Genomic DNA, 12,144 nt, shown 5'->3' with positions numbered 1-12,144 from the left:
GGCCTGTGCCCACCCCCCGGTGTATGTCCACCGCAGATCAGTGCGTAGGAGATCGGTTTACCCGCGAAAAGGCCAGCACAACCAGTGCAAATACTCCAGGCAAAAAAAGGGGCGCCGACCAAGCGCCCCATAAGCCGTAAAGCACACAACTGATTCAGTTGGCGTCCAGCAGTGCCATCGCCTCGGCACTGCACGCTTCGATCCGCGCCCAGTCACCGTTCTTGATCCAGCTGCTGTCGAGCATCCAGGTCCCCCCCACGCACATCACGTTTGGCAGTGCCATGTAGTTGCGCACGTTGGCCGGGTTTACACCGCCAGTGGGACAAAAACGAATATCGCCGAATGGGCCACCAAAGGCCTTGATCGCTGCTACGCCGCCGCTGATCTCCGCCGGGAACAACTTGAACCGGCGGTAGCCCAGGGCATAGCCCATCATGATTTCAGACGGCGTACTGATGCCCGGCAACAGCGGGATTTCACTGTCCACCCCCGCCTCGAGAATGTCCTGGGTAATGCCTGGGGTAACGACGAACTGCGCGCCCGCAGCCTCAACCGCTGCGAACATGCTGCGGTCGAGCACGGTACCAGCGCCGACACACAGCTCCGGGCGCTGCTCACGCAGCACCTGAATGGCCTTGAGGCCATGCTGTGAGCGCAGGGTCACTTCCAGGGTACGGATGCCGCCGGCGGCCAGGGCGTCAGCCAGCGGCAGGATGTCTTCCTCACGAGCAATGGTGATTACCGGCAGGATGCGCGCCTTTTTGCAAATGGCGTCGATCCGCGCGGCTTTATCAGCCATCGAGAGCTTGGGCTGCGGGCGTTCAAGGGTGGTCATGACTGTGGATCCTTGGCTCATGGGCACCAGTAGATGTCCAGGGGGTCGTGAAGAAAAGCGCGAATCGGCATTTCAGTAAGGTCGTTGCCCGCCAGCGCGGCGCGCAGGGTAGCGAGTTTGCTCTGGCCTTGCACAGACAGCGCGATGAAGGCAGCACTGGCCAGCAGCGAACGGGTCATCGACAGGCGCTGGTGCGGCACGCTCGGCGCCAGCAACGGCAGGCAGCGGCGTGGGCCGGCCGGGTCCAGGCCTGCTTCAAGGTTGGGACTGGCGGGGAACAGCGAGGCGGTATGGCCATCGTCGCCCATGCCCAGCACCAGCACGTCGATCGGCGGTAGCTCAGCCAAGGCCTGGTCAGCTTTGAGCGCAGCTGCATCGAGGTTCTCCGCCTGCTGATACAGGCCAACGAAACGGGCCTTGGCGGCTGCGCCCTTCAACAGGTGACGGGCCAGCAGGCCGGCATTGCTGTCGACGTGCTCTACCGGCACCCAGCGCTCATCAGCCAGGCTGACGATGACTTTGGCCCAGTCCAGATTCTCGCTGGCCAGCTTCTCCAGGAACGGCACCGGGCTGCGTCCGCCAGACAACACCAAGCAGGCCTGCCCCTTGGCGGCAATCGCTGCGCGCAGGCGCTCAGCCACATCATGAGCCAAGGACACGGACAGTGCCTTGGCATCCGCCAGTTCATGAGCCTTCACGGCCGCTGGCAGCTTCAGTTCAGATATCCCCATACCACGCCCTCCCATCGCGTGTGATCAGTGCAATCGAGCTCATTGGCCCCCAGGAGCCCGCAGCGTACGGCTTGGGCGCGTCGCCCGCATTACGCCAGCCGGCGATCAACTGGTCGCACCACTTCCAGGCATACTCGATTTCGTCCTTGCGCACGAACAGGTTCTGGTTGCCGCGCATCACTTCGAGCAACAGCCGCTCGTAGGCATCCGGAATTCTTGCACTGCGCCAGGCATCGGAAAAATTCAGCTGCAATGGGCCACTGCGCAGTTGCATGCCTTTGTCCAGGCCCTGCTCCTTGGTCATCACCCGTAAAGAAATGCCTTCGTCCGGTTGCAGGCGGATGATCAGCTTGTTACCGATCTGCAAACGCTGTTCCGGGGCGAAGATGTAGTGCGGCGTTTCCTTGAAGTGAATGACGATCTGCGACAGTTTTTGCGGCATACGCTTGCCGGTTCGCAGGTAGAACGGCACGCCCGACCAGCGCCAGTTACGGATGTCGGCGCGCAGGGCGACGAAGGTTTCGGTGTCGCTCTGGGCGTTGGCGTTGTCTTCTTCCAGGTAACCAGGCACCGGCTTGCCTTCGCTGTAGCCAGCAATGTACTGGCCGCGCACCACACTGGTGCTCAGGCCGTCGCCGGTGATCGGTGCGAGGGCCTTCAGCACTTTCACCTTCTCGTCACGGATGGCATCGGCGGACAGTTCGCTGGGCGGGTCCATGGCGATCAGGCACAGCAACTGCAGCAGGTGGTTCTGGATCATGTCGCGTAGCTGGCCGGCCTTGTCGAAATAGCCCCAACGGCCCTCGATACCGACCTTTTCCGCCACGGTAATCTCCACATGGGAGATGGAATTCTGGTTCCACTGGGTTTCGAACAGGCTATTGGCGAAACGCAGGGCAATCAGGTTCTGCACCGTCTCTTTGCCCAGGTAGTGGTCGATGCGATAGACCCGGCTTTCAGGGAAGAACCGCGCCACGGCATCGTTGACCCGGCGCGACGACTCCAGGTCGTGGCCAATAGGTTTCTCGAGCACTACCCGGGTGCGCGCAGCCAGCCCGACCTTGTCGAGGTTTTCGCAGATGGCCCCATACACCGCCGCCGCCGTGGCGAAGTAGGCGATCAGCGGCAGCTCGCCAGGCAGTTGCTCGGCAAGGGCCTGGTAACCCTCGGGCTGAAGGAAGTCCAGGTGCTGGTAACTCAGGCGGGCGAGGAAGCGCCCCAGCGCAGCAGGCTCGATGTCTGTCTCGGGCACGTGCCGGCGCAGGTGGGCTTCGATACTGTCCAGGTGCTCCTGCGCACTGCCGGCCTCGCGAGCCAGGGCCAGCAGGCGGGTGTCCGGGTGCAACAGGTTGGCCCGGTCGAGCTGGTAGAGCGCAGGAAACAGCTTGCGCAGTGCCAGGTCGCCGAGGGCGCCAAACAGGGCAAAGGTGCAAGGTTCGACACTGATTGCAGCCATGATGTTGGTTCTTTCCTAAAGTTGGTCTAGGAATACCGCTTTCACACACGGTTTTCAAGGGATAATGTAGTAAAAACCACAACATTACACACAAGTGTTACAGACAAGTGGTACGCCAACCGCACCGACAGTACGATAGACGACCGTGCAAAAAGCCTGCTGCTCCCACAGCCGGCTGTCTTCCCGACCCAAGGACACACCCATGGACCGCGTGCGAAACCTCCTGGAACAGATCCAGGGCCGCCTCGACGAGCTGAACAAGGCCGAACGCAAAGTCGCCGAAGTCATCCTGCTCAACCCGCAACAAGCCACCCGTTTCAGCATCGCTGCGCTGGCCCAGGCGGCCAAGGTCAGCGAACCGACCGTCAACCGCTTCTGCCGCTCGTTCGGCGTCAGCGGCTACCCCGAACTCAAGCTGCAACTGGCGCAGAGCCTGGCCAGTGGTGCCGCCTATGTCAGCCGCGCGGTGGAGGCCGACGATGACCCGGCCGCCTACACCCAGAAGATCTTCGCCAGCGCCATCGCCTCGCTTGACAGCGCCTGCCAGCAACTGGACCCGCAGCAGGTCAGCCGCGCCGTGGACATGATGATCCAGGCCCGGCAGATCCACTTCTTCGGCCTTGGAGCCTCGGCTCCAGTGGCCCTGGATGCGCAGCACAAGTTCTTCCGCTTCAACCTGGCCGTGTCGGCCCACGCCGATGTGCTGATGCAACGCATGCTGGCCTCGGTCGCCCACACCGGCGATCTGTTCGTGATCATTTCCTACACCGGACGCACCCGCGAACTGGTCGAAGTGGCACGCCTGGCACGTGAAAACGGCGCTTCGGTGCTGGGCCTGACCGCCGCAGGCTCGCCACTGGCCAATGCCTGCAGCCTGAGCCTGCACATCCCGCTGCCGGAAGATACCGACATCTACATGCCGATGACCTCGCGGATCATCCAGCTGACCGTGCTCGATGTGCTGGCCACCGGCATGACCCTGCGCCGCGGCGTGGACTTCCAGCCCCACCTGCGCAAGATCAAGGAAAGCCTCAACGCCAGCCGCTACCCGATCGAGGACGACGAACTCAATTGAGCCGGTGCGCCTGCAAACGCAGGTGCGCACGCTGCCCAGGCGCCAGGCTCAGGCCTTCGCCACTGCCGCTGGTCGCCTCGACGCAGACAAAACGCTGCGACTCGCGGCCAGTCACCCCCATCAGCGGGCGATTGCCAGGGTGCCAGACCACGGTGTCGTCGCTGTCACCGGTGTCGATGCACAGCTCGCGCTGCCAGGCCGGGTCCTGCAATTGCACCCGTGGCGTACCGGGGTAGACCTTCTGGCAGCCGCCCTTGAGCTTCAGCGCGCCATCTTCACGGCAAGCCTGGCGGTTGAGGCGGTCGTAGCCTTCAATGTCTTCCAGACCGGACAGCGCTATCTCGGACACATCACTGATGCGCCAGTACGCCAGCAGCGCATGGCTCAGCTGGCAGGGTTCGCTGTCCTGATGTTCGGTGCTCAGGCTCAGTTCCATACGGCTACCTAGCCGGGCGTGCAAGTCGACCTGCCAGTCGCACAGGTCCAGCCGCCATTTCAGGGTCACGCCCTCCTCGTCCTCACGGCTGTCCACCAGTTTCCAGTCCAGCAGCCGCGCCCAGCCGTGGTCCGGCCACAGGTCTTCGCTGGGATGGCAGCCATACCAGGGCCAGCACACCGGTACACCACCGCGGATCGCCCCCACCTGCGGCCACTGTTCGGCGCACCACAGCCACGGCCGTTCACCCGCCGGTTGAAAGTGCAGCAACTGCGCGCCCTGGCGGCTGAACACCGCCTGGCAACGGGGGTGGTCGATGATCAGGACATCGCGCTGCTGGTAACGCTCCCATTCGAATGTCGGCCGTGGCCGCTGCGAGGAAAAGAAGCGATGGAGCGGATGTTCGGGCATGGTTCAGAGCTCTTGTTGTTCGAGATAGCGCTGTCTCGGCCTATCCCCGACACCCACTGCAGACCAGTGGGTGCCAGGAACCGATAATGGATTGGCGTAAATTTACAACAAGTGCCCTCAGAATGACGACTGAATCTTCAAGCCAGCGACCAGCGCGTTATCTACCTCGTCCACCCCGCCAGGGCTCTTGATGTACTGCAGGTTAGGCCGCACGGTCAGCCAGTTGGTAACGTGGAAGCCGTAGTAGAGCTCTGCGTTGTACTCGGTGCGCTGCAGCGGCACGAAACCAGGGTTGTCGTAATCGTTGATGCCGCTCTGGCCGTTGAGCAACTCGGCGCGCTTCTTCACGTCGTCATTCACATGAATTCGCGCCACGCCGAAGCCGATGTCATCTTTGGGCCGAGCGTCGAAAGCACCTTTGTAGACCAACCCCACCTGCTGGTAGTTATCGACCACGTTGGTGGCCTTGTCGTGCACGGTAAAGTTGGCGAACAGGCTGAGGCCACGGTTGACGTCGCCGCCGTGGGCGGTGACCTGCTGTTGCGCCACCACCCACCACCCGTGCTTGCTGGAGTGCGACTTGAAGGCTTCACCTGTCAGCGCCTGCGGGTTGCCGTTGACGTCGTCGAACACATCGTCAGCCTTGGCCGTGCTGTAGTAGTAACCCAGGCGGTACTCGCCCGGCAGGCCATTGACCTTGGGCGACCACACCGCTTCCACCGGCAAGATCGCACCCTTGGTGCCACTGCCGCTGAGCTTGAAGCCGTTGCCGGTTTCCAGGTTGGAAGGGTTCTGCTCGAAGGCCCCGACCTGTACGAAGAACTCCGGCGTGATGTTGTACTTCACCCGCAGCGCCCACTGGCTGACCGGCCAGTTGTACCAGATGCCGCCCACCCAGTTGCCCACCTGCGAGCCGCAGAAAGCCAGGTTCTGGAAGTCACAAGGGAAGCTGTTGAAGTCCTCGCCTTCGCCAAAGCGGCCAAATTTCACGTCCAGTGCGCCGTCGAAGTACTTCTGCTTGATCCACATCTGGGTCAGGCGCCAGGTCTGGCCACGGCCCCACACCTCCTGCACCGAGCTGAACTGCCCGGCGCGCGGGTCGCTGATGCGGTCGTTGGACAGGTTGCGACCGCTTCGCTCGGTGATTGCCAGCTTGAACTCGGCATCATGCCAGCCCAGTATCTTCTGCAAGTCCAGATGCGCGCCGAGGGCGAACTGGTCGCTGTAGCGTGCGGTCTTGTCGTCGTTGTAGCCGCCATGCAGGTTGCCAGCCACCTCGCCCACATAGTCGAGGGTGAAGTCATAGCCCTTGTCCAGCAGCTCGGTCCGGGTGCCGCCCCAATCGCCGGTCATCCATTTTGATTCGCTGGAAAAAGCCTCGGCAGCCTGGGTACCGCTGCTGCCTACAAGTGCAAGCAAGGCCAACGATCCCAGTGTCTTGATGCGTTTGCGCTGTTCCATCCCTTTGCGTCCTCTTTTTCTTATTGATGGTGTAGACGAGTCAACGGCCTTTGAAGTGAGCCACGTTGTCCTTTGCAGTTGCGCCAGTGCTGGCCAGGTGCAGGCGCTCGCCATTGTCGGCGTCGAACAGCAGCACCCGGGCCGGGTCGAATTGCAGGTTGAGGGTGTCACCCACCCGGCACACCACATCCGGTGCAAGGCGGCAGCACACTTTTGTCTGGTTGAGCGTGACGAACACCAGCAGGTCCGGCCCGGTGGGCTCTGTGACCTGCACCTCGGCGCGGATACCCGGCAAACCATTACCGTCAGCAGCGCCCAGGGCGATCTGCTCAGGGCGGATGCCGAGGATGATCTCGCGCCCCTCCAGCTCGTCAGCAGCCAGCCCCAAAGGCAGCTCGCAGCGCGCCTGGCCGCTGTCGAGCAGCGCCAGCAAGCGGCCATCGTGCCTGGCCAGACGCACCGGAATGAAGTTCATCGGCGGCGAACCGATGAAGCTGGCTACGAACTGGTTGGCCGGGTCGTTGTAGATCTGCTGCGGGGTGCCGAACTGCTGGATGATGCCGTCCTTCATCACCGCCACCTTGTCGCCCAGGGTCATGGCCTCGATCTGGTCATGGGTGACGTACACCGTGGTGGTCTTCAGGCGCTGGTGCATCAACTTCATTTCGGTGCGCATTTCGACCCGCAGCTTGGCGTCGAGGTTGGACAGGGGTTCATCGAACAGGTAGATCTTGGGTCGCCGCGCCAGCGCCCGGCCCATGGCCACGCGCTGCTGTTGGCCACCGGACAGCTGCGCCGGCTTGCGCGCCAGCAAGTGTTCGATCTGCAGCAACTTGGCCACCCGCGCCACTTCCTCGTCGATGGCGGCCTGGGGCAGCTTGCGGATCTTCAGGCCGAACTCGATGTTCTCACGCACGCTCATGGTGGGGTACAGCGCATAGGACTGGAACACCATGGCGATATCGCGGTCCTTGGGGCTCATGCCACTGACGTCCTGCTCGTCGATGAGTATGGCGCCGCCGGTAATCTGCTCCAGGCCGGCGATACAGTTCATCAAGGTCGACTTGCCGCAGCCCGACGGCCCCACCAGGATCAGGAACTCGCCATCCTTGATCGACAGCTGAATGTCCTTGAGGGTGTCCGGCAGGCCGCTGCCGTAGGTTTTGTTCACATTGCGAAGTTCGAGCGTTGCCATGGCTTACCCCTTGACCGCGCCGGCCGTCAGCCCGCGCACGAAATATTTGCCTGCCACCACGTAGACCAGCAGGGTTGGCAGGCCAGCGATCATCGCTGCCGCCATGTCGACGTTGTATTCCTTGGCCCCGGTGCTGGTATTGACCAGATTGTTCAGGGCTACGGTGATCGGTTGCGAATCGCCGCTGGAGAACACCACGCCGAACAGGAAGTCGTTCCAGATCTGGGTGAACTGCCAGATCAGGCAGACCATGATGATCGGCGTGGACATCGGCAGAATGATGCGGCGGAAGATGGTGAAGAACCCGGCACCGTCCAACCGTGCGGCTTTGACCAGCGCGTCGGGGATGCTCACGTAGAAGTTGCGGAAGAACAGCGTGGTGAAGGCCAGGCCGTAGACCACATGCACCAGCACCAGGCCGCTGGTGGTGCTGGCCAGGCCAAGCTTGCCGAGGGTGAACGAGGCCGGCAGCAGCACGGTCTGGAACGGCAGGAAGCAGCCGAACAGCAGCAGGCCGAAGAACAGTTGCGAACCCCGAAAGCGCCACATCGACAGCACATAGCCGTTCAGTGCACCAATAGCGGTGGAGATCAGCACCGCTGGCACGGTGATCATGATCGAGTTCCAGAAGTAACCGCTGACCGCTGCCCAGGCCTTGGCCCAGCCTATGCCGGTAATCACCGCAGGCCAGCTCAGCAGGTTGCCGGTGCTGATGTCTTCGGGGGTCTTGAAGCTGGTCAGCAGCATCACCACCAGCGGCACCAGATACAGCAGCACGGCGATCAGCAACACGGTATGGATGGCCATACGGCTGAAGCTGAGCACCGGCTTGTCGACAGGACTATGCATGGCGTTTGCTCCGCAGCTCCGAGTACAGGTAAGGCACGAGGATCGCCAGGATCGCCCCGAGCATGAGGATGGCGCTGGCCGAGCCTATGCCCATCTGGCCGCGGCTGAAGGTGAACGAATACATGAACATTGCAGGCAGGTCGGACGAGTAACCCGGGCCGCCGGCCGTCATTGCCGCCACCAGGTCGAAGCTCTTGATGGCAATGTGCGAAAGGATCATCAGCGCGCTGAAGAACACTGGGCGCAGGCTGGGCAGCACTACAGTCCAGTAGATGCGCGGCAAGCTGGCACCGTCGATCTGTGCGGCGCGGATGATCGATTGGTCAACGCCGCGCAGGCCGGCGAGGAACATCGCCATGATAAAGCCCGAGGCCTGCCACACGGCGGCGATCACCAGGCAGTACACGACCCGGTCAGGGTCGATCAGCCAGTCCAGGCGAAAACCCTCCCAGCCCCAGTCACGCAACAGCTTGTCCAGGCCCATGCCGGGGTTGAGCAGCCATTTCCACGCGGTGCCGGTGACGATCATCGACAACGCCATGGGGTACAGGTAAATGGTGCGAATGAAGCCCTCACGGCGGATGCGCTGGTCCAGCAGCACCGCCAGCAACACACCGATGGCCAGGCTGATGGCAATGAACAGGCCGCCGAACAGAAGCAGGTTCTTGCTTGCCACCCACCAGCGGTCGTTGTCGAACAGACGGGCGTATTGCGCAAGGCCCGCCCACTTGTAGGTGGGCAGAAAGGTCGAGGTGGTGAAGGACAGCACGAAGGTCCAGAGGATGTAGCCGTAGAAGCCCACCAGGACGATGAACATGCTGGGTGCCAGCACCAGCTTGGGCAGCCAGCGCTGAAGCGCGTCCAGGGGTGAGGCCCGCAGTTGGGCGGTGGTAGTGCTCATGTATTGAATCCCGAGGTAGTGGCGGTGCTGCGCACCGCTTCGCGGGCAAGCCCGCCCCCACAGGTCCGGCGTCATGACCAGGAACTGTGGTGAGCAGGGCCCATGTGGGAGCGGGCGTGCCCGCGAACAGCCGTTACCGGGCAGCCTTGATAGCCGCCGCCAGCTTCTTCGCCGCATCGGCCGGGTCGGCCTTGGGGTCGTTGATGTAGTTGGTCACCACATCGAAGAACGCGCCCTGCACGGCCAGCGTGGTGGCCATGTTGTGCGCCATGCTCGGTTGCAGGCCGCCCGTTTTGGCGTCGGCCAGGAAGTCCTTGGCGGAGGTTTGAGCACAGGCATCGAAACCATACTTGCCCATGTCGGCAAGCATGTCGTTGCGTACCGGGATCGAGCCCTTGTTGATGCTGAAGACCTTCTGGAAGTCCTCACCCAGCACCTTGCGGGCGATATCCTGCTGGCCAGCAGAGGTGCCAGCGTTGTTCTGCTTGAACACCACCAGCGAGTCGATGTTGTACAGGAACGCCTTGTCGGTGCCGGGGAATGGCACGCACTGGTAATCCTTGCCGGCGGTTTTCTTCGCCAGGGTCCATTCGCTCTTGGCCCAGTCGCCCATGATCTGCATGCCGGCCTTGCCGTTGATGACCTTGGCGGCTTCCAGGTTCCAGTCCTGGCCCTTGCCGTCCGGGTCCATGTAGGTGGCGACCTTCTTCAGCTCGGTCAGCGCCTTGACCATGTCCGGGCCGGTCAGGGCGGTGTTGTCGAGGTCGACCAAGGCCTTCTTGTAGCCGTCGACGCCCATTACCGACAACACCACGCTTTCGAACACGGTGCTGTCCTGCCAGGGTTGGCCACCATGGGCCAGCGGGATGAAGCCAGCCGCCTTGAGCTTGTCAGCGGCGGCGTAGAATTCGTCGAGGGTGGTGGGCGCCTTGTCGATGCCGGCCTTCTTGAATACTTCGGGGTTGATCCACAGCCAGTTGATACGGTGGATATTCACCGGCACGGCAACATAATCACCGTCGTACTTCACGGTGTCAGCGACTTTCTTGTCCAGCAGGGAGTCCCACTTTTCTTCCTTGGCCACATCCTTGAGCACATCGGCGTCCAGCAGGCCGGTGGCCGCCCAGTCCTGGATGTCCGGGCCCTTGATTTGCGCGACGCCAGGCGGGTTGCCGGCCACCGCGCGGCTCTTGAGCACGGTCATGGCCGTGGCACCGCCGCCGCCGGCAACGGCGCCGTCCTTCCAGATGAAGCCATCTTTTTCGACCTGGGCCTTGAGCACATCGACCGCGGCTTTTTCACCACCGGAGGTCCACCAGTGCACCACTTCGACGCTGCCTTTGGCGTCAGCAGCCTGGGCACCCAGGGGGATCAAGGAGGCAAAGGAAATTGCGGCAGCGAAACGGAGCGTGGAATTCATCGAGGCACCTTTCTTGTTGTTATGCCGTGCAAGTCGATCGCTTGCGTTGCATGAAGTCTAAACAGCGCGCTTGCCTCGTCAGGTAACGAAGCGATGCGTGAATGTCATCGTTTGGTTACATTGCCGCCCAGGTTGCTGGCCAGGCTGGGTGCCAGGGGCAAGCCTGGCAACAGCAGCACCTGGTAGGCGTGATAGAGGTCGGGCTTGCCCGGCCAGAGGGTGCCGGCCGGCTGGTTGTGTGCATCGAGTTCGTGGTGCCAGCTGCCGCCGATGGGGTCGATGAAATGATTGGCGATAAAGCCCCAGCAGCAGCGGTACCACTGTTCGTAATGCGTCTCGCCGGTGCGTTGCAACAGGGCTGCCGCAGCGGCGCAGGCCTCGGCGTGCACCCAGTGCAGTCGTGCATGCACCACCGGGCGATCAGCCCAGTCCAGCGTATAGACGAAACCCGGTTCGCCATCGATGTTCCAGGCCTGCTGGCAGGCGGTGTCGAACAATGCGCGGGCACTGTCCGGCAGCCATTGCGGGGCGTACAAGCCGGCCCGTTCAAGGCTGGCTTCCAGGTGCAACAGCAACCGCGCCCACTCCAGGGCATGCCCGGGTGTAGTGCCATAAGGCCGGAAGGGGTCGGCGGGGTGTTCGAGGTTGTAATCCGGCAGCGGTTGCCAATGGGCATCGAAATGTTCGATCACCCGATAACCGTTGGCGGTAGCATGGCCATGGATGATGCGTTCGGCGATTCGCAGGGCGCGTTGCAGCCACAGGCCGTTGCCGGTGGCATCTGCCAAGGCCAGAAAGGCCTCGGTCGCGTGCATGTTGCTGTTGGCGCCCCGGTACGGCTCGGGGAGCTGCCAGGCGCGGGAGAAGGCTTCCCGCAGGGCACCTTCTTCTTCGCTCCAGAAATGCGCTTCGATCACCTGGATTGCGTCTGCCAACAGCGTGCCAGCGTCGACAGCGCCCGCCACAACCGCCGAGCTGGCAGCCAGGGCGACGAAGGCATGCAGGTAGGCCGCCTTGCCGCTATCGACGTGGCCGTCGGGGTGAGCGAACCAGCCGCCGTGGTCGGCATCCTGCATGGCTCCGCGCAGTGCTGCCACACCGTGCTCGGCATAGGCCAGGCTGCCAGGGATGCCCTGCAGATGGGCCAAGGCGAAGCAATGGGTCATGCGGGCGGTGTTCATGGTTTCGGCACGGGCACCAGGAGCGAGTTGCCCGTTGGCATCCAGATTGCCGAAACCGTCGGGTAGTTTCGCGGCCTTGGCAAAGGCCAGCAGGCGCTGTGCTTCGGCCAAGCGCCAGGCATTGTGGGCCGGGGCATTGAGCCAGCTGTCAGCGGACAGGTTGAGGGAGGTCATGGGCCAGCTTGATCCTTGC

Annotated in this window: 11 protein-coding genes; 1 reads left to right on the top strand and 10 read right to left on the bottom strand. The window is 62.7% G+C overall.

Annotated elements, in window-relative coordinates; genetic code table 11:
• Positions 1-154: 154 nt before the first annotated feature.
• Genes ACF8EA_RS05405 through zwf form a run of 3 tightly spaced genes read right to left on the bottom strand, consistent with a single transcriptional unit; the run spans position 155 to position 3,022 of the window.
• Positions 155-835: a bifunctional 4-hydroxy-2-oxoglutarate aldolase/2-dehydro-3-deoxy-phosphogluconate aldolase gene (locus ACF8EA_RS05405; protein ID WP_003255037.1), complete on the bottom strand. Its 681-nt coding sequence runs from the start codon at positions 833-835 to the stop codon at positions 155-157.
• 17 nt (positions 836-852) lie between these two features.
• Positions 853-1,566: a 6-phosphogluconolactonase gene (pgl, locus tag ACF8EA_RS05400; RefSeq protein ID WP_392521240.1), complete on the bottom strand. Its 714-nt coding sequence runs from the start codon at positions 1,564-1,566 to the stop codon at positions 853-855.
• Positions 1,553-3,022, bottom strand: a complete 1,470-nt coding sequence (gene zwf / locus ACF8EA_RS05395; RefSeq protein WP_392521239.1) for a glucose-6-phosphate dehydrogenase — start codon at positions 3,020-3,022, stop codon at positions 1,553-1,555. The genes pgl and zwf overlap by 14 nt, the downstream gene beginning before the upstream one ends.
• 211 nt (positions 3,023-3,233) lie before the next feature.
• Between zwf and hexR the strand changes: the two genes are divergently transcribed.
• Positions 3,234-4,097 (top strand): DNA-binding transcriptional regulator HexR, encoded by an 864-nt coding sequence (gene hexR, locus ACF8EA_RS05390; protein WP_169774905.1) that lies wholly within the window; start codon positions 3,234-3,236, stop codon positions 4,095-4,097.
• Here the strand turns inward: hexR and ACF8EA_RS05385 are convergent.
• From ACF8EA_RS05385 to ACF8EA_RS05355, 7 genes are all read right to left on the bottom strand, one after another.
• Complete coding sequence (locus ACF8EA_RS05385; RefSeq protein WP_103463202.1) at positions 4,090-4,944, bottom strand: D-hexose-6-phosphate mutarotase; 855 nt, start codon at positions 4,942-4,944, stop codon at positions 4,090-4,092. The two genes, hexR and ACF8EA_RS05385, sit on opposite strands and share 8 nt — an antisense overlap.
• A gap of 117 nt (positions 4,945-5,061) precedes the next feature.
• The gene (locus ACF8EA_RS05380) at positions 5,062-6,405 is read right to left on the bottom strand and encodes a carbohydrate porin (protein WP_021781910.1); all 1,344 of its coding nucleotides are present in this window, start codon (positions 6,403-6,405) and stop codon (positions 5,062-5,064) included.
• A gap of 40 nt (positions 6,406-6,445) precedes the next feature.
• Positions 6,446-7,600 (bottom strand): ABC transporter ATP-binding protein, encoded by a 1,155-nt coding sequence (locus tag ACF8EA_RS05375; protein ID WP_103463203.1) that lies wholly within the window; start codon positions 7,598-7,600, stop codon positions 6,446-6,448.
• 3 nt (positions 7,601-7,603) lie between these two features.
• Positions 7,604-8,449 carry a carbohydrate ABC transporter permease gene (locus tag ACF8EA_RS05370; RefSeq protein ID WP_021781908.1) on the bottom strand — a complete coding sequence of 282 codons (846 nt, stop codon included), beginning with the start codon at positions 8,447-8,449 and terminating at the stop codon, positions 7,604-7,606.
• Positions 8,442-9,350, bottom strand: a complete 909-nt coding sequence (locus ACF8EA_RS05365) for a carbohydrate ABC transporter permease (RefSeq protein ID WP_021781907.1) — start codon at positions 9,348-9,350, stop codon at positions 8,442-8,444. Before ACF8EA_RS05365 ends, ACF8EA_RS05370 begins: the two co-directional genes overlap by 8 nt.
• 133 nt (positions 9,351-9,483) lie before the next feature.
• Positions 9,484-10,770: an ABC transporter substrate-binding protein gene (locus ACF8EA_RS05360; protein ID WP_392471394.1), complete on the bottom strand. Its 1,287-nt coding sequence runs from the start codon at positions 10,768-10,770 to the stop codon at positions 9,484-9,486.
• A 104-nt stretch (positions 10,771-10,874) separates the two neighbouring features.
• Positions 10,875-12,125 (bottom strand): AGE family epimerase/isomerase, encoded by a 1,251-nt coding sequence (locus ACF8EA_RS05355; RefSeq protein WP_392521238.1) that lies wholly within the window; start codon positions 12,123-12,125, stop codon positions 10,875-10,877.
• Positions 12,126-12,144: the final 19 nt, after the last annotated feature.

Origin of the sequence: Pseudomonas sp. YQ_5, assembly GCF_043103305.1 — a bacterium.
GTDB classification, from domain to species: Bacteria; Pseudomonadota; Gammaproteobacteria; order Pseudomonadales; family Pseudomonadaceae; genus Aquipseudomonas; species Aquipseudomonas putida_Y.
The sequence above is the reverse complement of the archived record's forward strand: the minus strand, read 5'-3'. Positions and strand labels throughout refer to the sequence as shown.